Origin of the sequence: Ottowia sp., from assembly GCF_046348305.1 — a bacterium.
GTDB lineage: Bacteria > Pseudomonadota > Gammaproteobacteria > Burkholderiales > Burkholderiaceae_C > Ottowia.
The window spans coordinates 34,666-59,151 of sequence record NZ_JAXMEM010000007.1 but is presented as its reverse complement, the minus strand read 5'-3'; the positions used below and the strand labels follow the sequence as shown (position 1 = coordinate 59,151).

Below are 24,486 nucleotides of genomic sequence, written 5' to 3'. Positions count from 1 at the left end.
AGCCTTGCAGGCCGCGCCGGGCCAGTGGCCCGGCTCCTCGCCAGCCAACAAAAGGTCCACTGGACCTTTTGTGCGCGGGCTCGGCCCCCTGCAAGGGGGTGGGCGCAACATCGCGCAGCGAGTGGAGACTGGGGGTTAGCCACTTTTCAGCGATGCAAACGATCGCTGCGCGCCAGTTCGAGCAGTCGGTCCAGCTCGGCCGTATGGTGGCGCTGGTTGTGACGGTGCCAACGGCAAATCAGCGCCATCATGACCACCACCACGGCGCCGAACAGCGTGATGGCGCCAAAGGCCGGCAGGCCCGCGCCGGTGGCGGCGCTGTAGAAGGCGCCCAGGCCCAGAATGGCCGCCTGCTCGTTGAAATTCTGCACCGCGATCGAGCGCCCCGCGCCCATCAGGTTGTGGCCGCGGTGTTGCAGCAGCGCGTTCATCGGCACCACGATATAGCCACCCAAGGCACCCAGCAGGACAAGGAATGGCACGGCGACCCCCAGGTGCCGCACCAGCACCATGGCCGCCACCAGCACCCCCATCAGCACGCCCAGCGGCAAGACCCTGAGCGCACCGTCCAACCGCACCCGCACCGATGCCGCCACCGCGCCGACGGCCGTGCCCAGCGCCACCACGCCCACCAAGCCCGCCGCCTGGGTGGTGCCATAGCCCAGCGCCACGGCGGCCCAGGCCAGCACGATGTAGCGCATGTTGCCCGACACGCCCCAGAACAGGGTGGTGGTGGCCAGCGCGATCTGGCCCAGGCGGTCGCGCCACAGGCGGCGGTTGCAACGCCAGAAGTCGGGCAGCAGCAGCCACATGGCGCGCCGGGGCAGGCGGCGCATCTTCACGCCGGTCTTCGGAATCAGCAGGTTGATGGCGGCGGCCACGACGTAGATGAACACGATGCTGGCAATGGCCGCCTCGGGCGGCGTGTCGACGGGCGTGTCGATCAGCGGAAAGTCAAAGCCCAGCAGCCAGTTCGCCACCCGGGGCGAGACCAGCTGCCCGCCCAGCACCACGCCCAAGATGATGGAGGCAATGGTCAGCCCTTCGATCCAGCCGTTGGCCTTGACCAGTTGCGAGGGCGGCAGCAGCTCGGTCAGGATGCCGTACTTGGCCGGCGAGTACGCCGCCGCCCCCAGGCCGACAATGGCATAGGCCAGCAGCGGGTGGCCACCAAACAGCATCAACGCGCAGCCCACGATCTTGATGGCGTTGCTGATGAACATGACCCAGCCCTTGGGGCGCGAGTCGGCAAACGCGCCCACCCAGGGCGCGAGCACCACGTAGAACAGCGCGAACATGGGCACCAGCGCCGCCTGCTGCCAGCCGGTGGCGCCGCCGGCGCGCAGCAACTCGACCGCCGCGACGAACAGCGCGTTGTCGGCCAGCGAGCTGAAGAACTGCGCGGCCATGATGGTGTAGAAGCCGCGCTTCATCGAGGCAGGGACGAAAGCCGAAGGGTGGGGCGGGACAACAATCAGTAACCTGAAAACGTGGCGCGTTATAGCACGCAGGTGCGACCCGAGCGGGTCGGGGAAACACGCGTTGCGCGGTGCCAAAATCGGCAGCCACGCTCCATTGTCCTCCCCTCGCCATGCCCCGCCCCATCCAGGCCACCATCCACACCGCCGCGCTGCGCCACAACCTGGCGCGCCTGCGCGCCGCCGCCCCGGGTGCGCGCCTGTGGGCCATCGTCAAGGCCAACGCTTATGGCCACGGCATCGAGCGCGCGTACGAGGGCCTGCGGGGCGCCGATGGTTTTGCCCTGATCGACCTGGCCGAGGCCGAGCGCGTGCGCGCGCTGGGCTGGCGCGGACCGATCCTGCTGCTGGAAGGCGTGTTCGAGCCGCGCGACCTGGAAACCTGCTCGCGCCTGAACCTGTGGCACACGGTGCATTGCGACGCGCAAATCGACTGGCTGGCCATGCACAAGACGCACGCGCCGCACCGGGTTTTCCTCAAGCTCAACTCGGGCATGAACCGCCTGGGTTTTGCGCCCGGGCGCTATCGCACCGCCCATGCGCGCCTGTCGGCGCTGCCGCAGGTCGATGAGATCGCGCTGATGACCCACTTTGCCGACGCCGACGACGCCCGGGACATCACCGCGCAGTGGGCCGTGTTCGAGCGCGTCACCGCCGGCCTGCCCGGCGAGCGCAGCGTGTGCAACAGCGCCGCCACCCTGCGCCACGGGCACGAGGGGGCCGTGCGCGCCGACTGGGTGCGCCCCGGCATCGCGGCCTACGGCGGCTCGCCCGACCACCCCGTGCACACGGCCGAGCACTGGGGCCTGCAACCGGCCATGAGCCTGAACGCCGGCCTGCTTGCCGTGCAGCAGCTCCAGGCCGGCGACACCGTCGGCTACGGCTCCACCTTCACCGCGCCCGCGCCCATGCGCATCGGCGTGGTCGCCTGCGGCTACGCCGACGGCTACCCGCGCCTGGCGCCCACCGGCACGCCGGTGCTGGTCGATGGCGTGCGCACCCGCACCCTGGGACGCGTGAGCATGGACATGCTGGCGATCGACCTGGAGCCCGTGCCGCAGGCCGCGCCAGGCAGCCAGGTCACGCTGTGGGGCCGCGCCCGCGGCGGCACCGTGCTGCCCATCGACGAGGTGGCGCAGGCGGCCGGCACCATCGGCTACGAGCTGATGTGCGCGCTGGCGCCGCGGGTGCCGGTGGGGGTGGACCCGGCGTGATGGTTCATCCGCGACCCCAGTATCCGGTCATCGAAACAGCCGCCATCGACCGCGACTGGCCTGCCGCGCACCCACTCCGGGCCTCGGCGCCTGCGTTTGATCAGCGGCGCAGCCATCGAGGGTGACCGTGGTTCACGGCGGCTCGGTCAGCTTGATGTCGCCGAAATACGCGAGACTCGAATCGCCGGTGTTGTCCGAATCCGCCGACACGATCAGCTCCGAGATCGGCGGCAGTTCGCCACCGGACTCCTGGCCGAACAGGCGCAGATAGTCGGCGGCGACATCGCGGCGTTCGGTCTGCCACTGGCCGAGTGGGTCGCCGCGGCTGCGCAGCACGATCTGACGAATCCGCTTCGTGAACACGTTGACCATCTCTGTGCCCTTCGGCAGCTTGTCGTCCCACAGATAGCACAGCGTCTCGGTGGGCACGTCGGTGCCGAGCGCCATCCGCGCCAGGCTCAGCTTGGTGCGCTCACCGAACGACAGCTTGTCCGATGGCAGCGCGAACGACAGGCACAACTTGGCCGACGAGTCTTCGCCGGACTTCACAGTGATGTCAGCCTTCTCGTTGAGCTTGTCGACCCGCCACTGCCATTCGAGGCGCGTGCCACGCACCAGCGGCGCGTCCAGCACATGGGCGAGGTTGCCGTAGGCGTGCTCGGAGGCGACCTTCAGCACCGACTTGCCCTCGAGGTCGACGATCGAGTACGAGGTCTTGTCGGGCTTGTTCGGCAGCGTCACGAACTGCCAACCGGCGGGCGCAGGCCCCGGCCTGGCCGACGAGAACGGCGCCGGCCCGACGGTCGCGTCGCCGGCGCGTGCGTTTGCCACGACGCCCAGCGCAGCCGCCAGGCCCACAAGCATCAGGCGCGCCCCGATCGGCCCCACGCCGGATCCCACCAGCCTCGCCCCTCTCACTGAATTCGCAGGACTTGTGCGGAACAGCCAATCCAGCGTCATGCGTCCTCCATTGACCCAACGATTCGCCAAGCGGCGCCCGGCAGCGCAATTGAATGGCCATCATACGGTCAAGCCTCCGAGCCGATGCCGCGCTTGATCGGCAGCAAACCGCCGACCACCGCCTGGAGCCGTCGACCTTGGTCGCGTTCGGTCTCGTCCGCGCAGCGACGCACGAACCCGGGCAGCGGAAATGTTCATCTGATCTCGATATTCCGAACCCCGATATTCCACGATATTCCATCGCCGTCAACGCATGAAAATTCTTGCGATCGAATCAGCGCGCTGCTAGATTTCACCTCCGGTCGAGCCCGGCCACCCGCAGTGCCGGGCAGGAGGCAAAGCCATGCAGCTCGATGTCAATGGACACGCGGTCACACGGGTCAATGCCAGTGCCATCCGGCGCGCGCTCGGCGACCGACCCGCGTCGAGCGACTGGTCGGTAACGCTGGAGCAACCCGGCGGCGACTTCCTGCAGGCCTTCGCGCGCTCGGGCGAACATTTCAGCCTTACCGCCCGCGTCGGGCAGCAGTTCTACGATGGCCTGGAGCCGCTGCGCGCCGACGACGCCGAGGCCGTGCTGACCGCCTACCTGCAGGAAGACGAGCGCTGGCGCGACGCCATCGCTTGGCGCGCGCCAACTTCCGGTGCCGGCAACGTGGGCGATCTGACCACGGCGGCGCTGGAACAGTGGCGGCTGGACCGGCAGGGGAAGGCACTTTCACTGGCACCGGGCGAAATCTCGCCGATGGCCCTGCTGGCGGTGATGGGCGTGCTGTTGGCGGTGGGCTACGCCCTGTTTCACCTGGATGGACTGACGCGTTCGCTGCGCTTTTTGCCTTGGCCCTTTGATACCGATTTCGGGCGCGTCGTCGCGATCGTGACCGCGGCGCTCGAATTGCTGTTCCTGCTGGGCTACTTGGGCAAGAGACGGGCCTTGCAGCGGGCGGCGGCGTGGCGCGCGGTGCCCGGCCGGATCGTGCACTCCGAGTTGGGAGCCTCGGCCTCCGCATCCGACATCGACAATCCCCTGTATGACCAGTTGCCCCGCATAAGCTATGAATTCGAATGGGAGGGCCGCATGCTGCGCGGCAGCCGTATTGGTTTTGACCCGGCCGACAGCGGCGGTGCCAATGCGACACGAACGATTGATCGCTATCCGATGGGTCGGGCCGTAACGGTATACGTCAACCCGCATAACACGGCCGACACGGTACTCGAACGCGCAGCTCCCGAAGGCGTGGCCAGCGAAGTCGGCAAGCTGGCGCTCGGTTTGCTGGTGTTGGCCACTGCCTTGGCCGCCGCCGTGCGCGGGCTGGGCGGCTGGGTCGAGACCCACCCGCACTGGCTGGCCAACGCGCGCGAGCCGCGCTTGGCAGCGCTGGCCGGCTTCATGGGGTTTGGGGCGCTGCTCATCGTGCTTGTGGCATCGATCCGCGCGCGGCGCGCGGCGGCGTGGCCGCAGGCGGCTGGCGAAATCACCTTCAGCGGCGTGCGCCAGCGTGGCGCCTTGATGCCAACGACCAACAGCGGTCGGTCGAACCAGGTCACGATGTACGAGCCGCATGTCGAATACGCTTACACGGTGGGTGGCCACCGCTACCTTGGGCAACAACTGGCCTTGGGTGGCGAGAAGTGGGCCGGCAACCGCGCATCGGCCGAAGCCAGGGCGGCCGCCTATCCCAAGGGCCGGGCCGTTGCCGTGCGTTACAACCCGGCGAACCCGGGCGAGGCTTTCATCGCGCCGGGCTCCAAACTGATCGCCGCCGGGATCACGACCTTTGGCTTGGCGGCCATCGCCTTTGCCGGCTACCAAGCCGGCCTTTGGTGATCCTGCGCGGCAGCAAACGTGGCGGTCAACTCGCTGTGCTGTCGCTGGATTGGGTCACTTGATGAACGCGTCGTAGCCGGTCTTCAGGATCAGCGCCCCCACCACCACGATGAACACCCAGCGCACGAAGCCCGCGCCGTGCCTGAGCGCCAGGCGCGTGCCGATCAGGCTGCCCACCACGTTCGCCACGGCCAGCACGGCGCCCACCTGCCACCAGATGTGGCCCTTGGCCGCAAACAGGACGATGGCGGAGACGTTGGTGGCCACGTTCAGCAGCTTGGCCGAGGCCGACGCGTTGAGAAAGTCGTAGCCCAGCAGGCGCACGAACAAAAAGATGAAGAAGCTGCCGGTGCCGGGGCCGAAAAAGCCGTCGTACCAACCGATGACCCCGCCGATGCCGCAGGCCAGCCACATCTCGCGTCGGCCATCGTGGCGCGGCGCGTGCACACGGCCCAGGTCTTTCTTGGTCAGGGTGTAGAGCAGGACGGCCAGCAAAATCACCGGCAGCAGCTTGCGCAGAAAGCCGGGGTCGATCACCGTGACCACCCAGGCGCCAAAGAACGAGCCGACGAAGGCCGCCGCCGCGGCCGGCCCCATCACCGGCCAGCGCAGTTGCACGCGCCGCGCGTATTGCACGGTGGCGATGGTGGTGCCCCAGACCGAAGCACTCTTGTTGGTGCCGAACAGCGTGGCAGGCGCGGCCGCAGGGTAGGTGGCGAACAGGGCCGGAATCAGGATCAGGCCGCCGCCGCCGACGATCGAATCCACAAGCCCGGCCAGCAAGGAAGCCGCAGCAACGATCAGCAAGTCCATGGAAATACGCCGTGGGAGAAGAGCACGCTATCAGAGCAATAGCGCGCTGCGCAAGGCGCATCGGCGCCATCCACCCAATTGTCCCTGAAAAAGAAAGGCGCCCGCTGGGGGCGCCCTGGAATGGATGCGGACCTCGGTTGTGGTGGTGCTTGGGCGGTCCGTGTGTCGCTTTGCTGTTGTTGCCGGTCGGTTTGTCTCCTCGGCCCCTCGTGACGCCGCGCACAGGGCAGCAGCGTCGATGGCCGTGAATTTATCCGCAGTTGGGCCGGATTTCCATCGGGGATTGCCCGAACGCGAAACCTCCGCACTCGACAGGGCAAGCGCAAAACCCCGCAGAACGAATATTTTTTTCTAATTTTTGGTGGTCTCGTGCCCGATCTGCGGCAGCATCGAGCCCGAGCCCAGTTCCAGCAAGCCGCTCTTGGCGTACACCGCCAGCTTGCCGCGCGTATCGGTGATGTCGAGGTTGCGCATGGTGAGCTGGCCGATGCGGTCCAGCGGCGAAAACGGCGCGTCTTCCACCTTTTCCATCGACAGGCGCTCGGGCGCGTAGGTCAGGTTGGGCGATTCGGTGTTGAGCAGGCTGTAATCGTTGCCGCGGCGCAGCTCCAGCGTGACCTCGCCCGTCACGGCACGCGCCACCCAGCGCTGGGCGGATTCGCGCAGCATGATGGCCTGCGGGTCGAACCAGCGCCCCTGATACAGCAGACGGCCGAGCTTGAGGCCGTTGATGCGGTACTGCTCGATGGTGTCCTCATTGTGAATGCCGCTGACCAGCCGCTCGTAGGCAATGTGCAGCAGCGCCATGCCCGGCGCCTCGTAGATGCCGCGGCTCTTGGCCTCGATGATGCGGTTTTCGATCTGGTCGCACATGCCCAGGCCGTGGCGCCCGCCGATGCGGTTGGCCTCCAGCAGCAGCTCGACCGGATCCTGGATCTCGCGGCCGTTCAGCGCCACCGGCTGGCCCTCGGCAAAGCGCACGCGCACTTCCTCGGGCTTGACCTCGACCTCGCTCTTCCAGAACGCCACGCCCATGATGGGGTTGACGATGCGGATGCCGCTGTTCAAGAACTCCAGGTCTTTGGCTTCATGCGTGGCACCCAGCATGTTGGAATCGGTCGAATAGGCCTTTTCTGCCGACATCTTGTAGTCAAAGCCCGACTTCTGCATGAATTCGGACATTTCCTTCCGTCCACCCAGCTCGTCGATGAAGCGCTGGTCCAGCCAGGGCTTGTAAATCTTCAGCGCCGGGTTGGCCAGCAGGCCGTAACGGTAAAAGCGCTCGATGTCATTGCCCTTGAACGTGCTGCCATCACCCCAGATGTTGACGTCATCATCCTTCATCGCGTTGACCAGCATGGTGCCGGTCACCGCCCGGCCCAGCGGCGTCGTGTTGAAGTAGGTGGCGCCGGCGGTCTGCACGTGAAAGGCGCCGCATTGCAAGGCGGCGATCCCCTCGTGCGCCAGTTGCGCGCGGCAGTCCACCAGGCGGGCCTTTTCGGCACCATAGGCCATGGCCTTGCGCGGGATGGCGTCGTAGTCGTCCTCGTCGGGCTGGCCCAGGTTGGCGGTGTAGGCGTAGGGCACGGCGCCCTTCTGGCGCATCCACAGCAGGGCGGCGCTGGTGTCCAGGCCGCCGGAAAACGCAATGCCGACCTTCTGGCCGGCGGGGAGGGATTGGAGGATGGTGTTGGACATGTCGGTAGGGCCGGCCGGGCACCGGAGCGGCAAAGGCTTGGAGATCGATAAACCTCCTATTGTCCGACGTTTTATGGCCCGCCCATTCAACCCACGCCGGCATGCCCGCACCTCGCGCGCGGCCCGTTCAGCGGCGCGCCGCCGTCAGCAGCAGCTCGTTGGGCCCGACCCAGCCGTCGGCGGTGTCAAAGCGCGCCAGCTTGACCGCCATCTCGTCCCACGCGGCCTGCGCGGCGGCCGCGTCGAGCCGGGCCAGGATTTGCTGGATCGGACTGGCCGAGGAGCGAACGAAGTCCAGGTAATGCGCGACCGATGGCAAGCAAAACGGCGCGGCGACCGCGGTGGTCGCCACGTCGCGAAAGCCGGCCTGGCGAAACAACTCGTCCAGTTGACCGGGCCGGCCAAGGCTCATCAGCGTCCCGGGCTGATACGGGTCGCGCGCGGGCAGGCCGGCGTGCGCCAGCGCCGTAGTCATCAGAATGCCCAGGCAGGGATTGTTCTCGGGCCGTGAAAAGACCACGGTGCAGGCACCGGCGCCGGGCCGCAGCACGCGATGCAACTCGCGCAGGCCGGCCAGCGGATCGGGGAAGAACATCAGGCCGAGGCGGCACACCGCGGCATCGAAAGTGGCCGCATCCAGCGGCAGGCTCTCGCCGTCGGCCACCCGGGTTTCGACGTTGTCCACGCCGGCCTGGCAGGCGTTTTGCCGTGCCAGCGCCAGGATGGCGGGCGAAAGGTCGGTGGCCAGCACGCGGCCGGCCGGACCCACGCGCCGCGCGATGTCCAGCGTCTGGTCGCCGGCGCCGGCGGCGAGATCGAGCACCGCCATGCCCGGTGCGATGCGCGCCATCTCCATCATGGCGTCCGTGGCCTGGCGCAGCCAGGCGCGGATCTGCGGCGTGTGCGCGTTCCAGCTGGCGGCGGACTGGTCCCACTGCGTGCGCTGGGCGGCCTTGAAGGCTTGGGGATCGGGGATGAGAAGCATGGCCATGACGGACTCCGTGCGACCACACCCATGCGTGGTCTGGCACCCAGTCTAGAAATGCCCAGCACGCGCCACAAGCCGAGAATTCGCATAATGGGGCCGCAAGAGCGCGCCCCCTGCGCAGCCACCCACACGCCGCAAAGCAAGCCGATCGTGTACGACTGGAACGACCTGAAGGTGCTGCTGGCCGTGGCGCGCCACGGCAGCACCACGGCGGCAGCCAAGGCGCTGGGCGTGAACCAATCCACGGTGCAGCGCCGCCTGCTCGCGCTGGAGCGCTGCTTCAAGCGCCCGCTGGTACAGCGCCATCCCACGGGCTCCCGCCTGACAACCCTGGGCGAGCAGCTGGTGCCGCTGGCCGAGGGGGTCGAGCAGGCCGCCCTGGCCTTGGCGCATGAAGTCGAGCGGCAGGCGCGCGACGTGCGAGGCGTGGTGCGCGTGACCTGCCCCGAGCCCATCGTCCACAAGCTCGCGGCCTCCAGCGTGCTCGAGCGCTTTCACGCGCGTTACCCCCATCTGAAGATTGAGTTCGTCATGAGCGACCGCTACCTCGACCTGAACCAGGGCGAGGTCGACGTGGCGCTGCGCTCGGGCGACACCGAAGACGCGGCGCTGGTGGGCCGCAAGATCGGCGATTCGCTGTGGGCGATCTACGCCAGCGCTGCGTATCTGGCACGCAGGGGCTGGCCCGAGCGCGCGGAGGACTTCAGCCAGCACGACTGGGTGGGGCTGGACGAGAGCCTGGGCCAGCACCGTGCCGCCCTGTGGCTCAAGCAGGTGGCGCCTGGCGCGCACATCGTCGCGCGCAACAACAGCGTGCTGGGCCTGGCGTATTCGGCCAAGGCGGGCTTGGGCCTGGCACCGTTGCCCACACCGCTGGGTGACGCCGAACCCGAGTTGGTGCGCGTGCTGGGCCCGATCCCCGAATTGACGCGCATCTGGCGCGTGCTGACCACGCCCGAGCTGCGTCGCACGCCGCGCGTGGCGGCGTTCTTCGACTTCATGGTGGAGGAGATGCAGGCGCTGCGGCCGATCATTACCGGCTGACGCCGCGGACAGCTGCGCCGCTTGCCAATTGCAATCAAGCCCATGGGCTGATCACGGGCACGGTGCGCCGGCCGTGGCGGCGGTAGATCTGGAAGTCGCGATCGAGCGTGAAGACCTTGCAGGGTTCGTGCAATTCGCTCATGCGCAGCAGGCACGCGTCAGCCAAGGATGCCGGCACGTTGTCATAACGTTCGAACAGGGCGCGAACGGATGCCGTGTGCTCCTGCAAATCAAAAGCCAGTCGCACCACGCCACGCTCCAGCATCTTGAGTGCGGCGACCGGATCGAAGCCATGGCGCGCCAGAAGAAAACAGGTCTCGGCAGCGACCGCCTCGCAGGTGAGTACGGGCTCGTTCAGCATGGCCCACTGCGCGCGGGCCCAGACATGGTGGTTGTCGTCTCGGCACAGCAGAGCCACCCACGGGCCCGTGTCCAGCAGCACATGCATGGCGTGCCCGGTCAGCGCGAGCCGAAATCAGCCAAGTGCGCCGGATTGCTGGACAAGTCGCGCGGCCCGCCACCAAAACACCCGACCAGGTCGGGCATGACGCCAAGCAGCGAGGCGGCCGGCACGGCCGCCTGCTGCTGCACCAGCGCGTGCAAGGCCTGACGCACCACGTCCGAGCGCGTTTGATGCGCGCGCGCGGCCAGCGCGTCGAGCGCAGCCAGCAAATCGGGAGAGAGCTTGATGGTCAGTGTGCTCATGCCGTGGATAATACGCGTTGCCGGCACGTATTACAAGCGTCAAGTGCCTTGCCCAGCCGCAATCCAGCGCGCCGCCTTCTCGGCCATCATCAACGTGGGGCTGTTGGTGTTGCCGCTGGTGATGGTGGGCATGGCCCCGGCGTCCACCACGCGCAGACCGGCGATCAAGCCGCCTGTGCCGTCGCGCAGGTTGAAGCGCGCATCCAGCACCGCCATCGGGTCGTCGGCCCGGCCCATCTTAGTCGTGCCCACGGGGTGAAAGATGGTGCTGGCGATGTCGCCGGCCAGGCGGGCCAGGTCTTCGTCGCTTTGGTATTGGGGGCCGGGCTTGAACTCCTGGGGCGCAAAGCGCGCCATGGCCGGCTGCGCCATGATGCGGCGCGTGACGCGCAGGCTGTCGGCGGCAATTTTTTGATCCGCCTCGGTGGCCAGGTAGTTGGGGGCGATGGCCGGCGCGTCCTGAAAGCGCGCGCTCTTGATCTGCACGCTGCCGCGGCTGGTGGGGTTGAGGTTGCACACGCTGGCGGTGATGGCGGGAAAGGCGTGCAGGGGTTCGCCAAAGGCGTCCAGGCTGAGCGGCTGCACGTGGTATTCGAGATTGGGCCAGGCCAGGTCGGGCGAGGAGCGGGTGAAGGCCCCCAGCTGGCTGGGCGCCATGCTCATGGGGCCGGTGCGGCGCAGCAGGTATTCGAGCCCGATGGCGACCTTGCCCCACGGGGTGGCGGCCAGGGTGTTGAGCGTCTTGGCGCCCTTGACCTTGTAGACGCTGCGAATCTGCAAATGGTCTTGCAGGTTGGCGCCCACGCCGGGCAGGTCGGCCAGCACCTGGATGCCGTGCTGGCGCAGCAAATCAGCCGGGCCGATGCCCGAGAGTTGCAGGATTTGCGGCGAGCCGATGCTGCCCGCGCAGAGGATCAGTTGCCCACCCGGCGCCAGGCGCGCGTCGGTCATCTCGCGGCCCGTCCACACCTGCGCGCCGCGGCAGCGCAGACCCGCCTCGCCGCGCTCGATGTGCAGTCGGGCCACCTGGGCGTTGGTCCACAACTCGAAATTGGGGCGCCCTAGGCAAGCGGGGCGCAGAAAGGCCTTGGCCGCATTCCAGCGCCAGCCGTTCTTCTGGTTGACCTGGAAGTAGCCCACGCCTTCGTTGTTGCCCTGGTTGAAGTCGTCCGTGGCGGGAATGCCGGCCTGCACCGCAGCCTCGGCAAAGGCGTCCAGCACGTCCCAGCGCAGGCGCTGGCGGTCCACGCGCCACTCGCCCCCGTGGCTGTGCAGGCGCGCGTATTCGGGCGAAATTGGGCTGTGGCCGGCACCGGATGGGCGCTGGGCGCTATCCAATCGATAGTTGTCCTCGTGCGCCATGAAGTCGGGCAGGCAGCGCTCCCAGCGCCATTCGTCCTCGCCCGTCAAGGCCGCCCACTGGTCATAGTCGCGCGACTGGCCGCGCAGGTACAGCATGCCGTTGATGCTGCTGCTGCCGCCCAGCACCTTGCCGCGCGGGTAGCGCAGCGTGCGACCATTGAGCCCCGCTGCCGGCTCGGTCTGGTAGAGCCAGTCGGTACGCGGGTTGCCGATGCAGTACAGATAGCCGACGGGGATGTGGATCCAGTGATAGTCGTCCTTGCCGCCGGCTTCGATCAGCAGTACGCGCTTGCCCGCGTCGCGCGAGAGGCGGTTGGCCAGCAGACTGCCGGCGGTGCCGGCGCCGATGATGATGTGGTCGAAAGTGGAGTCGCTCATGGATGGGGGTGCGATGGGGCGCCCCCAAAGCATACGCCGGCATACCGCGCCGGCGCAGTCGATTCAGCGGCGGCCGATGTTGTTCTTCATGTGGGCCAGCGCAATGGCCAACGCACCGGCGCCCAGGGTCTTGATCAGGTCGGGGTGCTCGGCATAGAAGCCGCCAATTCGGTCGAGCAGGCCCGGCTCCTGCTTTTGCGCCGAGACCACCACGTCGCGCACCTGGTCGGGCGTGACCGTGCCGGCCTTGGCCACCGAAACCTGCGGCGTGTCGGCGCCCTCGTGGCCCGCCAGCACGCCGCCGGCCACGCCGGCCAGCGCGCCGGGGCCCAGCTTTTCGGTGATGGTGTTGAGGATGGCGGCCTGCTGCTCGGGGCTGGCCTGACCAAACATCTGCGAGACGATCTGCGACAGATCGGGCGTCTGCTCCGAGCGCAGCGCGGCGCTCACGCCGCCTTGCAGGTCGGCCTTGCTGGCGTTTTGCGTGACCTGGTCGAGTTGGCTGGCGCTGGGCTGGCTGGCACCGCCGACGATTTGTTGCAACAGGTCTGCGAGGGACATGGGGCTCTCCGGAAGGGTTCAAGAGCGGGCAATATAGCCCCAAGCGGGTGTCATGGCGCCGCCTGCGGCGCGCGCGCCGCAGCGAACGCGTGGCGGGCGGGCAAATTTCACGTCGCCGTCACAACCCCAGATTGGGCGCCAGCGCCCGCTTGACGCTGCCCAGGTCCGCCCCGCTGCGCTCGGCCATGTCGGCAGCCTGGCTTTCGTCGATGGGGCCGACGTTGAAGTAGGTGCTGTCCGGGTGGCTGAAATAAAAGCCGCTGACGCTGGCGCCGGGCTGCATGGCAAAGCTGTCGGTGATGTGCATGCCGATGTCGGGCGCGCCCAGCAGCGCAAACAGCGGCTGCTTGACGCGGTGGTCGGGGCAGGCGGGGTAGCCGGGGGCGGGACGGATGCCCTGGTACTTCTCGTCGATCATCTCCTCCTTGGAGAAGTGCTCGTCGGGCACGAAGCCCCACAGGTCGGTGCGCACGCGGTGGTGCAGCCATTCGGCGCAGGCCTCGGCCAGGCGGTCGGCCAGGGCCTCGAAGGTGATGGCGCTGTAGTCGTCATGCGCGGCAATGAACTCGGCGATCTTCTCGCGCGCGCCGATGCCGGCGGTACAGGCGAAGGCGCCGAGGTAGTCCCTGCCGATGGATGCGCCGCCACCCTCACCCCGGCCCTCTCCCGCAAGCGGGAGAGGGAGCAGGGAGCGCGGGGCGATGAAGTCGGCCAGGCACCGGCTGGGGCGCATGTGGCCGTCGGCGTCTTCCTGCTTTTCGGTCTGCTGGCGCAGGCCGTACCAGGTCAGCACCACCTGGCTGCGCGACTCGTCGGCGTACAGCTCGATGTCGTCGTCGCGCACGCTGTTGGCGGGCCACAGGCCGATCACGGCGTTGGCCGTCAGCCAGCGGTGCTCGATGATGTTTTTCAGCATGGCCTGCGCGTCGTTGTAGACGCGCGTGGCCTCGGCGCCCACCACCTCGTCCGTCAGGATGGCCGGAAAGTGGCCCGCCAGATCCCAGGTTTGAAAGAACGGCGTCCAGTCCATGAAGCGCACCAGCTCGGCCAGGTCGATGTTCTTGAACTGGCGCACGCCGATGAACTTGGGCACGGGCGGCGCGTAGTGCGCCCAGTCGATGGCGGCCTTGTTGGCGCGCGCCTTGGCCAGCGGCCACATGGGCTGCTTTTTCTTGCGGGCATGCAGATCGCGCACGTGTTCGTAGTCGGCACGGGTGTCGGCAATGAATTTTTCGGCGCCGTCGCCCAGCAGGTTCTGTGCCACGCCCACGCTGCGCGAGGCGTCGGGCACATAGACCACGGGGCCGTCGTAGTGCGGCGCGATCTTGACGGCGGTGTGCACGCGGCTGGTGGTGGCGCCGCCGATCAGCAAGGGGATGTTGCGGCTGCGGAAGTACTCGTCCTTCTGCATCTCGGCGGCCACGTACTGCATCTCCTCCAGGCTGGGGGTGATCAGGCCGCTCACGCCCACCATGTCGGCGCCCACCTCCTTGGCCTTGGCCAGCAGCTCGTGGCAGGGCACCATCACGCCCATGTTGGTGACCTCGAAGTTGTTGCACTGCAGGACCACGGTGACGATGTTCTTGCCGATGTCGTGGACGTCGCCCTTGACGGTGGCCACCACCAGCTTGCCCTTGCTGCGCACGTCGCCGCCGGCGGCCTGCAGCTCGGCCTTCTCGGCCTCGATGTAGGGCAGCAGGTGGGCCACGGCCTGCTTCATCACGCGCGCACTCTTGACCACCTGGGGCAGAAACATCTTGCCGGCGCCGAACAGGTCGCCCACCACGTTCATGCCGTCCATCAGCGGGCCTTCGATGACGCCCAGCGGGCGCCCGCCGGCGGCGATGATTTTTTGATAGCACTCCTCGGTGTCCTCGACCACGAAATCGGTGATGCCGTGCACCAGCGCGTGCGACAGGCGCGCCTCCACGCTCACCGGTTGCCCGGGCGTGCCGCGCCAGGCCAGCTTCTGGCTGTCGTCCTTGGCGTTGCCCTTGGCCTGCTCGGCGATCTCCAGCAGGCGCTCGGCCGCGTCGGGCCGGCGGTTGAGCACCACGTCCTCCACGCGCTCGCGCAGCGCGGGTTCCAGCTCGTCGTACACGCCCACCATGCCGGCGTTGACGATGCCCATGTCCATGCCCGCCTGGATGGCGTGATACAGGAACACGGTGTGGATCGCCTCGCGCACCGGGTCGTTGCCGCGAAAGCTGAAACTGACGTTGCTGACCCCGCCCGACACCTTGGCGCCCGGCAGGTGCTGCTTGATCCAGCGCGTGGCCTCGATGAAGTCCACCGCGTAGTTGGCGTGCTCTTCGATGCCGGTGGCAATCGCGAAGATGTTGGGATCGAAAATGATGTCCTCGGGCGCAAAGCCCACTTCATCGACCAGGATGCGATACGCGCGCTCGCAGATCTGCGTCTTGCGCTCGAAGGTGTCGGCCTGGCCCTGCTCGTCAAAGGCCATCACCACGGCGGCGGCGCCATAGCGGCGCACCAGCCTGGCCTGGCGCTTGAACTCCTCCACGCCCTCCTTCATGCTGATGGAGTTGACGATGCCCTTGCCCTGCAGGCAGCGCAGGCCGGCCTCGATCACGCTCCACTTGCTGGAGTCCACCATCACCGGCACCTTGGCGATGTCGGGCTCGGAGCCGATCAGGTTCAGGAAGCGCACCATCGCCGCCTGGCTGTCCAGCATGGCCTCGTCCATGTTCACGTCGATGACCTGCGCGCCGTTTTCGACCTGCTGGCGCGCCACCGCCAGTGCGTCCTCGAACTGGCCCGCCAGGATCATGCGGGCAAAGGCCTTGGAGCCCGTGACGTTGGTGCGCTCCCCGATGTTGACGAACAGATGGCCCGCGCCAATGGTCACCGGCTCCAGGCCGGAGAGCTTCATCGGGGGGACGGCAACGGGGGCGGAAGTCATGGTCTCACCTGCGGCAGGGCGCGTTCAGGTGAGCGTCGTTGCATGTCAAACCGCGGGCCGCCAAGCCTGACGGGACACTCGCGGCCCGCTGCAACGCTCCTTGGCAGTCAACCCGTGATTTTAAGGCGCGCGCCGCGCGGCGCGCCGGCGCAGGGTCACTGCACCAGCCGCACTTCCAGCCCCGCGCCGCGCAGGCGCTCGACGAGCTCGCTCACGTGCTCGTGCCCGCGGGTCTGCAAGACCATCTCGATCTCGACGTTTTGCGCCGCCAGCAGGGTAAAGGCCCGCTGGTGGTGCACCTCGTCCACGTTGGCGCCGCACTCGGCCACCAGCGCGGTGATGCGCGCCAGCGACCCCGGCACGTCGCGCGTGCTGACGACGATGCGCACCAGCCGCCCGGAGCGCACCATGCCGCGCTCGATGATGGCGGCCAGCAGCAGCGGGTCGATGTTGCCGCCTGACAGCACCATGCCCACCTTCTTGCCGGCCAGGCGCTCGGGGTGGCGCAGCAGCGCGGCCAGCGCGGCGGCGCCCGCGCCTTCGACCAGGGTTTTCTCGATCTCCAGCAGCAGCACGATGGCCTGCTCGATGTCGCCTTCGTCCACCAGCAGAAAATCGTCCACGTTGCGGCGGATCGCCTCCACGCACAGCGCGCCGGGCGCGCCCACGGCAATGCCCTCGGCAATGGTGCTCACGCCCTGCTCCAGCTGCGTGCCCTGCATCAGGTTGACCATGGCCGGAAAGCGCCGCGTCTGCACACCCACCACGGTGATGTCGGGCTTGATGGCCTTGGCGGCGGTGGCCATGCCGGCGATCAGCCCGCCGCCGCCCACGGGCACCACCAGCGCATCCAGCTCGGGCTGCTGCGCCAGCATCTCCAGCGCCGCCGTGCCCTGGCCGGCCATGATGGCGGCGTCGTTGTAGGGGTGCACGAAGACCAGGTTCTTCTCGTCGGCCAGCGTCTTGGCATGCGTGTAGGCCGCCTCCAGCGTGGCGCCGTGCAGGATCACCTGCGCGCCAAAGCCGCGCGTGCGCGCCACCTTGACGCCCGGCGTGAAGCTGGGCATGACGATGGTGGCCGGAATGCCCAGGCGCTGCGCGTGGTAGGCCACGCCCTGCGCGTGGTTGCCGGCGCTCATGGCGATCACGCCGCGCGCGCGCTCGTCGGCCGTGAGTTGCACCAGCTTGTTGCAGGCGCCGCGCTCCTTGAAGCTGGCGGTGAATTGCAGGTTCTCGAACTTCAGGAACACCTGCGCGCCCGTCAGCTCGGACAGCGTGCGCGATTCGACGCAGGGGGTTTCGAGCACCTGTCCGCGCACCCGCGCGGCGGCTTGTTGGATGTCGGCCAGTTGCAGCATGGTGCAATTGTGCGCCTCGCGCCGCCCCCGGGTCGCCGATGCGGCGCGGATCAGATCGGCGGCGCCAGGGTGTCCTTGAGCACGCGCAGCACGAAGCTCGACTTGCTGTGGCGAATGCCGGGAATCTTGTAGAGCTTCTCGCGCAGCAGGCGCTCGTAGTCGGCCGTGTCGCGCACCGCGATGCGGATCAGGTAGTCGTAGTCGCCGGACACCAGATAGGCCTCCAGCACTTCCGGGATCGCCGTCAGCGTGCGGCCGAACTCGTACAGCGTCTCGTCGGTGTGGCTGTCCAGGGTGAGCTGCACCAGCACCGTGTCCTTGTAGCCGAGCCGCGCGCGATCGACCAGAACGGTGTACTGCCGGATCACGCCCTCGCTCTCCAGGCGCTTGATGCGGCCCCAGCAGGTGGTCGGCGACAGCTTGACCGCCGCGCCGATCTCCTGCAGCGTGCAGCGCGAGTCGGTCAGCAGCTCGCGCAGGATGGCCAGGTCGTGCTTGTCGAAGCGGGCCACGGGCGCGCCCGGTTCAGGCGGGTGCGCGAGCGGGGTCGGGGCGGATTTCATGGAGTGTCGATTGATTTTCGGCCAATTGCTCGATTTGTCGCATGTTATTCAATCTCGGCGGCGTTTGATGTGAAGATTTGAAAGCCATTTCGGCCCGCTTGGCTGAACAATGCGTTTGCTTATGGACACCCTTTCCACGCTCACGCCCCCGCCCCCGCCCGCAAACGCCGCCGTCCGTGCCGCCAACGGCGCCGAATGTCTGCTCGACACCCTGCTGGCCTGCGGCGTCGACACGATCTTCGGCTACCCCGGCGGCGCCGCGCTGCCGCTGTACGACGCGCTGCATGCGCGGCCGCGGCTGCGGCACATCCTGGTGCGGCACGAGCAGGCCGCGGTGCACGCGGCGCAGGGCTACGCGCGCACCACCGGCCGCGTGGGCGTGGTGCTGGTCACCTCCGGCCCGGGGGTCGGCAACACCATCACGGGCCTGCTGGACGCGATCAGCGATTCGGTGCCGATCCTGTGCATCAGCGGGCAGGTGGCGACGGCGGTGATCGGCACACAGGCGTTTCAGGAGTGCGACGCCCTCGGCCTGTCGCGCCCGGTCACCAAGTGGAACCACCAGCTGCGATCGGCCCGCGACGTGGCGCCCGCCGTGCGGCACGCGCTGCGCGTGGCCGCCGGGGGCCGGCCCGGACCGGTGCTGCTGGATGTGCCCAAGGACATCCAGCTCGAACGCACGGCGGCGGAATCGCCCAGCCCGGCCTGGCCCGCCCCCGCGCTGGCCGCCCCCGCGCTGGCCGCGGGCGCGGTCGAGCGCGCCGCCGACCTGCTGCGCACGGCGCGCCGCCCGGTGCTCTATGGCGGCGGCGGCCTGATCAACGCGGGCCCGCGGGCCTGCGCCGCTTTCACGGCGCTGGCGCGGCGCTGCCAGCTGCCCACCACCCTGACGCTGATGGGCCTGGGCGCGCTGCCGGCGTCGGACGAGCGCTTTCTGGGCATGCTGGGCATGCACGGCACGGTCGAGGCCAACCTGGCCATGCACCACGCCGACCTGATCGTCTGCGTGGGCGCGCGCTTCGACGACCGCATCACCGGCCGGCTGGCGGACTTCAGCCCCGGCGCGCGCACCATCCACATCGACATCGCGCCGGAGAACATCGGCCGGATCGTCCGCGCCGACGTCGCCCTGGTCGGCGACGCGGCGCTGGTGCTGGACGAGCTGCTGCAGGCGCTGCCCGCCCGGCCCGACGCGGCGCGCCTGCACGCCTGGTGGCAGCGCATCGAGCGCTGGCGCTCGGCCCGCTGCCTGGACTTTCGGCCCAGCGCCACGCACATCCTGCCGCAGCAGCTGATGGCCGCGCTGCAGCAGCGCCTGGCCGGCCGCGACGCCATCGTCGCCACCGACGTGGGGCAGCACCAGATGTGGGCCGCGCAGTACCTGCGCTTCGAGCAGCCACGGCGCTGGCTGACCTCGGGCGGTGCCGGCACCATGGGCTACGGCCTGCCGGCGGCCATCGGCGCGCAGATCGCGCACCCGGACAAGACCGTGGTCTGCGTCAGCGGCGATGCCTCCATCCTGATGAACGTGCAGGAGCTCGCCACCGCCGTGCAGCACCAGGCGCCCATCAAGCTGATCCTGTCCAACAACGGCTGCATGGGCATGGTGCGCCAGTGGCAGCAGCTGGTGCATGGCAACCGCATCAGCCACAGCGACAACGCCGCGGCGCCGGACTTCGTTGCGCTGGCCCGCGCCTTCGGCTGGGCGGCGGCCCGCGTGGCGCGGCCGGCCGAGCTGGGCGCGGCGCTCGATGCCTGCCTGGCCCACCCCGGCCCCTGCCTGCTCGACGTGCGGGTGGCGCCGCTGGAGAACTGCTATCCGATGATTCCGGCCGGGCGCGGCCACCAAGAAATGATGCTGTCCGACACGCAGTGGTACCGCGACGAGGGCCTGGAAAACATCAGCCAAATCAACCGCTGACGTCCGGCTGACAAGCGCAGGCAGCTATGTTTTCAATAGTATTCGGAAACCCATCTCACGCCGCCGACGCGGGCAGTCCGAACCCGCGGTCGAACCCCCAGTTGAAGACGAAGGTGTAGACCAGAAAAAACAGCATCAGGCCCAGGTCCATCACCAGCGCCTCCCACAGGCCCACGCCGAACCACCAGGCAAACAGGGGCACCAGCATCAGCCCCAGCCCGCCCTCGAAGCCAATGGCGTGCGCCACGCGCCGCGCCAGGCTGCGCCCGCGCCTGGCCTGGCGGCTCTCCCAGCGCTCGAACAGCGCATTGAACGCCACGTTCCAGACCACGGCAATGGCCGACGAGACGGCCGAGATCACGCCGGAATGACCCGCGCCCGCCCCGGTGAACAGCATGAAGCCGAGCGTCGCGGCGACGATGGCGATCAGCTCGTACAGCGTGACGAAGACCACGCGCCGCCACGGGCCCTGCAGCTGGCAGAAAAGCGGCGGCGCCGAAGATGAATGCACAGACATCCGGGGCAATGTAGCCGACGCATGGCCGACAATGCCGCGTGTCGTTGGCCGCGTGCCGTGTTTGCCCCTGATGTCCACCCCCTTGCCCATCCTGCACGGCCCCGAGCGGCCCGATCTGCTGCGGCCCGAAATCCTGGCCGATATTTTTGAAGCCACCGCCGCGCGCGTGCCCGGGCAGACCGCACTGCTCTTCGGCCTGCAGCGCCTGAGCTACGCCGAGCTGAACGCCGCCGCCGACCGCGTGGCGCACCGCCTGATCGAGGCGGGCGTGCGCCCGGGCGACATGGTGGGCCTGTGGCTGCCGCGCGGCATCGAGCTGCTGGTGTGCCAGTTGGCGATTGCCAAGACCGGCGCGGCCTGGCTGCCGTTTGATGCCGAGGTGCCGCCCGAGCGCATCGCCGTGTGCCTGGACGATGCGCAGGCCAAGGCACTATTGATTTCAGAGCTGCTTGCGCCCGCCCTGCATGGGCGAGATGGCATTTCGGCCCGGATTCTGACGGCGCAGGCGCTGCTGGCGCCCTTGCCCGAGGGCACGCCCCTGCGCCGCCGCGCGGGCGCCCTGCCGGAGCACACGGCCTACGTCATCTACACCAGCGGCTCCACCGGCAAGCCCAAGGGCATCGCCGTCACGCAGGGCAGCATCTGCCACTTCCTGCGCAGCGAGAACGCGCGCCTGGCGGTGCGCGAGGATGACCGCGTGTACCAGGGCTTCTCGGCCGCGTTCGACATGAGCTTCGAGGAGATCTGGATCAGCTATCTGGTGGGCGCCACGCTGTGGATCGCGCCCAAGGAGATCGCCGGCGACCCCGAGGCGCTGCCGCGCGCGCTGATCGAAAACGACATCACCGTGTTGCACGCCGTGCCCACGCTGCTGGCGCTGTTTGCGCAGGACGTGCCGGGCCTGCGCATCATCAATCTGGGCGGCGAGATGTGCCCGCAGGCGCTGGTGGACCAGTGGGCGCGGCCCGGGCGGCAGATGTTCAACACCTATGGGCCGACCGAGGCCACGGTGTCGGCAAGTCTCGCCGAGCTGCACGCGGGCGAGCCGGTGACCATTGGCGAGGCCCTGCCCAACTACGGCCTGCTGGTGATCGAGGTCATGGACCCCGAGGCCATCGTCGGCGGTGTGGTGCCGCCCCTGAAACTGCTGCCCTTTGGCGAGACCGGCGAGCTGTGCATCACCGGCCCCGGCGTGGCCGCCGGCTACCTGGGCCGGCCGGAGCTGACGGCCGAGAAGTTTTTGCCCAACCCCTGGGCGCGCAACGAGGGCGAGGCGCGCCTGTACCGCACGGGCGACCTGGCACGGGTGGAGCTGAAAGCCGATGGCACGCCGCAGATGCAATGCCTGGGCCGCGCGGACGACCAGGTCAAGGTGCGCGGCTTTCGGGTGGAGTTGGGCGAGATCGAGGCCGTGCTGGCGGCGCAGCCCGGCGTGGGCACCACGGCCGTGGTGCTGCGCCCGGACGAGGGCATTGACCAATTGATCGCGTTCTACGTCAGGGCGGGCAGCGCACCCCCCGAAACGAAAACCCTGCGCGCCGCGCTGGCCGACAAGCTGCCGCCCTACATGGTGCCGGCGCGCTTCGAGCCGCTGGCGGCCATGCCGCGCCTGTCCAGCGGCAAGATCGACCGCAAGGTGCTCAAGGGCCTGCCGCTGGCCGCCGCCGCGCCGGCCGAGGGCGGCGATGCGCCCGAAACGCCCGCCGAAGAAGCGCTGTTTGCCGCGCTGGGCAAACTGTTTGCGGGCCAGCCGATCCGCCGCGCGCAGGATTTCTTCAGCGACCTGGGCGGCCACTCGCTGCTGGCCGCGCGCCTCACGTCGGCGCTGCGGCAGGACCCGCGCTTTGCCCAGGCCACGGTGAGCGACATCTACACCCACCGGCGCATCGGCGCCATTGCCGAGGCCTTGCAGGCCGGCATGATCGACACCGCGGCGCCCGCGCCCGAGCGCCCCTTCCTGCTGCACAGCCGCTGGCGGCGCTGGCGCTGCGGCATCGCGCAGGGGCTGGTCATTCCGCTGCTGGTGCTGGTGAACATGGCGCAATGGCTGGCGCCGTTTTTTGCCTACCACTTCTACACGGGCGATCCGGGCGACTCGATCGCGCGCGCCGTGGGCATGTCGGTGGCGGCCTTCCTGGCCGCCACGGCGCTGGGCTTTGTGCTGGCCTGGGCGGGCCGCTGGCTGCTGGCCGGGCGTCTGCGGCCGGGCAGCTACCCGCTGTGGGGCTGGGTGTACTGGCGCTGGTGGCTGGCCGACCGGCTGGTGGAGGTGGTGCCGGTGTACATGATCACCGGCTCGCCCCTGCAGCGCGCCTGGCTGCGCGGCCTGGGCGCGCGCATCGGCCCCGAGGTGGTGATGGGCTCCACCACCATGCGCGTGCCGCACCTGGTCCGCATTGGCGCGGGCGCCAGCATCGGCAACGGCGTGAATCTGGAAAACGCCCGCGTCGAGGGCGGGCGCCTGCACCTGGGGCGCATCGACATCGGCGCCAATGCCTGCATCGGCTCCTACGTGGTGATCGAGGGCGACACCGTCATCGGCGACTGGGGCCACGTCGAGGGCCAGTCGGCCCTGGCCGCCGGCCAGCGCGTGCCCGCGCGCGAGGTGTGGCACGGCTCGCCGGCGCGCGCGCGCGGCCCGTTCGACCCTGCCAGCCTGCCGGCGCGCCCGCCCGTCAGTGCGCGGCGGCACGCGGGGGAGCTGGCCGTGTTCGTGCTGGGCGCGCTGGCGGTGGCGGTGCTCTTCTTCATGCCGGTGTTTCCCACCTTCATGGCGATCGACTGGCTGGACGTGCCGCAGATTTCGGTGCGCCCGCTGCTGGACGAAGGCGACATCAGCGCCATCCAGGCCTTCAGTCTGCGCCTGCTGAAATTCTTCGTGCTGGCGCTGCCGGCCAGCCTGGTGTTCATCCTGGCCACGGTGCTGCTGTCGGCGGCCATCCGCTGGGCCTTCCTGCCGCGCATGCGCGCGGGCCGCTGGCCCATCCACAGCAACCGGTATCTCGCCAAGTGGCTGGTCAACCAGATCCAGGAGGCCAGCCTGGCCGTGTTGCACGGCATCTACGCCACGGTGTATTCGGCCAGCTGGTACCGCCTGCTGGGCGCCCGGGTGGGCAAGGAGACCGAGCTGTCCACCGCCCTGGGCGTGGTGCCCGACATGCTGACGCTGGGCGACGGCTGCTTCATCGCCGACGCGGTGATGCTGGGCGACGAGCACATCGACGGCGGCTGGATGAGCGTGCAGCCCACGGTGATCGAGCGGCGCAGCTTTGTCGGCAACGGCGCCTACGTGCCCGACGGCACCACCGTACCCGAGAACGTGCTGATCGGCGTGTTGAGCGCCGTGCCGCGCAACGCCAGCATGCAGAGCGGCGACACCTGGCTGGGCGCGCCGCCCCTGCGCCTGCCGGCGCGCGAGGTGGTGGCGGGCTTCCCTGAGCACCTGACGTTCGCCCCCTCGCCCTGGCGCAAGGGCGCGCGCGGGCTGGTCGAGGCCTTTCGCATCGCCGTGCCGCACGCGCTGGTGATTGCCGTGGGCTACGCCATCGTGCTGGACGCCATGCCGCTGGCCGAGGACGGCCGCTGGGGCGCGGTGGCGCTGGACCTGGCCGTGGGCGGCGTGCTGTATGGCATGAGCGCCTTCGGCGTCGTGTGGCTGTTCAAGTGGCTGGTCGTGCGGCGCTACGGCCAGCGCGCCGTGCCCATGTGGACGCCCTTCGTCTGGCTGTCCGAGGCCGCCACCAACCTGTACGAAGGCGTGGCCGTGCCCTGGTTTTTGCGTTACCTGCGCGGCACGCCCTGGCTGAACGATGCGCTCAAGCTGCTGGGCGCCGACATCGCCCGCGGCGTCTATCTGGATACCACCGACATCACCGAGTTCGACTGCGTGCACATCGGCGAGCACAGCGAACTGAACGCCGGCTGCTGCCCGCAGACCCACCTGTTTGAAGACCGCGTGATGAAGATCGACCACGTGCGCATCGGCAGCCGCGTGACGCTGGGGCCGCGCTGCACCGTGCTGTACGGCGCGCAGGTGGGCGACGGCGCGCAGCTGGGCCCCCTCACGCTGGTGATGAAGGGCGAGCAGATTCCGCCCGCCACGCGCTGGCACGGCCTGCCCGCAGCGCCGTGGCGGCCCACCGCGCCCGATCGCCCGGCCTGACCCCGCGCCGGCC

At 68.9% G+C, this 24,486-nt stretch carries 18 protein-coding genes and 1 riboswitch; of the genes, 5 read left to right on the top strand and 13 right to left on the bottom strand.

Translation table 11 applies throughout. The annotated features are described in order from the left end of the window. Positions 1-146: 146 nt before the first annotated feature. On the bottom strand, positions 147-1,433 hold the full coding sequence (gene lplT, locus U1F38_RS09565) for a lysophospholipid transporter LplT (protein WP_409986830.1): 1,287 nt from the start codon (positions 1,431-1,433) through the stop codon (positions 147-149). Between the two features lie 158 nt (positions 1,434-1,591). On the opposite strand from lplT, the gene alr reads away from it, so the two are divergent. Then, complete coding sequence (gene alr / locus U1F38_RS09560; RefSeq protein WP_409986829.1) at positions 1,592-2,692, top strand: alanine racemase; 1,101 nt, start codon at positions 1,592-1,594, stop codon at positions 2,690-2,692. Between the two features lie 132 nt (positions 2,693-2,824). Here the strand turns inward: alr and U1F38_RS09555 are convergent, their stop codons facing one another. Continuing rightward, positions 2,825-3,652, bottom strand: a complete 828-nt coding sequence (locus tag U1F38_RS09555; RefSeq protein ID WP_409986828.1) for a DUF3047 domain-containing protein — start codon at positions 3,650-3,652, stop codon at positions 2,825-2,827. Between the two features lie 343 nt (positions 3,653-3,995). On the opposite strand from U1F38_RS09555, the gene U1F38_RS09550 reads away from it, so the two are divergent. Then, positions 3,996-5,480 (top strand): DUF3592 domain-containing protein, encoded by a 1,485-nt coding sequence (locus U1F38_RS09550; protein ID WP_409986827.1) that lies wholly within the window; start codon positions 3,996-3,998, stop codon positions 5,478-5,480. Positions 5,481-5,534: 54 nt separating this feature from the next. On the opposite strand, the gene U1F38_RS09545 is transcribed toward U1F38_RS09550, so the two are convergent. From U1F38_RS09545 to U1F38_RS09535, 3 genes are all read right to left on the bottom strand, one after another. After that, positions 5,535-6,293: a sulfite exporter TauE/SafE family protein gene (locus U1F38_RS09545; RefSeq protein WP_409986826.1), complete on the bottom strand. Its 759-nt coding sequence runs from the start codon at positions 6,291-6,293 to the stop codon at positions 5,535-5,537. 351 nt (positions 6,294-6,644) lie between these two features. Further along, positions 6,645-7,991, bottom strand: coding sequence for an argininosuccinate synthase (gene argG, locus U1F38_RS09540; RefSeq protein ID WP_409986825.1), 1,347 nt, complete (start codon positions 7,989-7,991; stop codon positions 6,645-6,647). Positions 7,992-8,118: 127 nt separating this feature from the next. Continuing rightward, positions 8,119-8,982 (bottom strand): class I SAM-dependent methyltransferase, encoded by an 864-nt coding sequence (locus U1F38_RS09535; RefSeq protein WP_409986824.1) that lies wholly within the window; start codon positions 8,980-8,982, stop codon positions 8,119-8,121. An 87-nt stretch (positions 8,983-9,069) separates the two neighbouring features. On the opposite strand from U1F38_RS09535, the gene U1F38_RS09530 reads away from it, so the two are divergent. After that, positions 9,070-10,023, top strand: a complete 954-nt coding sequence (locus U1F38_RS09530) for a LysR family transcriptional regulator (protein ID WP_409986823.1) — start codon at positions 9,070-9,072, stop codon at positions 10,021-10,023. A 34-nt stretch (positions 10,024-10,057) separates the two neighbouring features. On the opposite strand, the gene U1F38_RS09525 is transcribed toward U1F38_RS09530, so the two are convergent. The 7 genes from U1F38_RS09525 to U1F38_RS09495 all read right to left on the bottom strand — a co-directional run bounded on the left by U1F38_RS09525 (position 10,058) and on the right by U1F38_RS09495 (position 17,873). Beyond that, the gene (locus U1F38_RS09525) at positions 10,058-10,471 is read right to left on the bottom strand and encodes a type II toxin-antitoxin system VapC family toxin (RefSeq protein ID WP_409986822.1); all 414 of its coding nucleotides are present in this window, start codon (positions 10,469-10,471) and stop codon (positions 10,058-10,060) included. 11 nt (positions 10,472-10,482) lie between these two features. Further along, entirely contained in the window at positions 10,483-10,728 is a 246-nt protein-coding gene (locus tag U1F38_RS09520) for a ribbon-helix-helix protein, CopG family (protein WP_409986821.1), read from the bottom strand. Positions 10,729-10,767: 39 nt separating this feature from the next. Next, positions 10,768-12,468 carry a GMC family oxidoreductase gene (locus tag U1F38_RS09515; protein ID WP_409986820.1) on the bottom strand — a complete coding sequence of 567 codons (1,701 nt, stop codon included), beginning with the start codon at positions 12,466-12,468 and terminating at the stop codon, positions 10,768-10,770. A 63-nt stretch (positions 12,469-12,531) separates the two neighbouring features. Then, a complete protein-coding gene (locus U1F38_RS09510) occupies positions 12,532-13,029 on the bottom strand; it encodes a hypothetical protein (protein WP_409986819.1) in 498 nt (165 codons plus the stop codon). A gap of 118 nt (positions 13,030-13,147) precedes the next feature. Continuing rightward, positions 13,148-15,952 carry a methionine synthase gene (metH, locus tag U1F38_RS09505; protein WP_409986818.1) on the bottom strand — a complete coding sequence of 935 codons (2,805 nt, stop codon included), beginning with the start codon at positions 15,950-15,952 and terminating at the stop codon, positions 13,148-13,150. 23 nt (positions 15,953-15,975) lie between these two features. Beyond that, positions 15,976-16,060, bottom strand: a riboswitch (S-adenosyl-L-homocysteine riboswitch). Positions 16,061-16,107: 47 nt separating this feature from the next. Then, positions 16,108-17,361: a threonine ammonia-lyase gene (locus tag U1F38_RS09500; protein ID WP_409987020.1), complete on the bottom strand. Its 1,254-nt coding sequence runs from the start codon at positions 17,359-17,361 to the stop codon at positions 16,108-16,110. After that, on the bottom strand, positions 17,361-17,873 hold the full coding sequence (locus U1F38_RS09495; RefSeq protein ID WP_409986817.1) for an Lrp/AsnC family transcriptional regulator: 513 nt from the start codon (positions 17,871-17,873) through the stop codon (positions 17,361-17,363). Before U1F38_RS09495 ends, U1F38_RS09500 begins: the two co-directional genes overlap by 1 nt. Positions 17,874-17,982: 109 nt before the next feature. Between U1F38_RS09495 and ilvB the strand changes: the two genes are divergently transcribed. Beyond that, positions 17,983-19,794 carry a biosynthetic-type acetolactate synthase large subunit gene (ilvB, locus tag U1F38_RS09490; RefSeq protein ID WP_409986816.1) on the top strand — a complete coding sequence of 604 codons (1,812 nt, stop codon included), beginning with the start codon at positions 17,983-17,985 and terminating at the stop codon, positions 19,792-19,794. Between the two features lie 55 nt (positions 19,795-19,849). On the opposite strand, the gene U1F38_RS09485 is transcribed toward ilvB, so the two are convergent. Then, a complete protein-coding gene (locus tag U1F38_RS09485) occupies positions 19,850-20,311 on the bottom strand; it encodes a PACE efflux transporter (RefSeq protein ID WP_409986815.1) in 462 nt (153 codons plus the stop codon). A 70-nt stretch (positions 20,312-20,381) separates the two neighbouring features. On the opposite strand from U1F38_RS09485, the gene U1F38_RS09480 reads away from it, so the two are divergent. After that, positions 20,382-24,473: a Pls/PosA family non-ribosomal peptide synthetase gene (locus tag U1F38_RS09480; RefSeq protein ID WP_409986814.1), complete on the top strand. Its 4,092-nt coding sequence runs from the start codon at positions 20,382-20,384 to the stop codon at positions 24,471-24,473. The last annotated feature ends 13 nt before the right edge of the window (positions 24,474-24,486 follow it).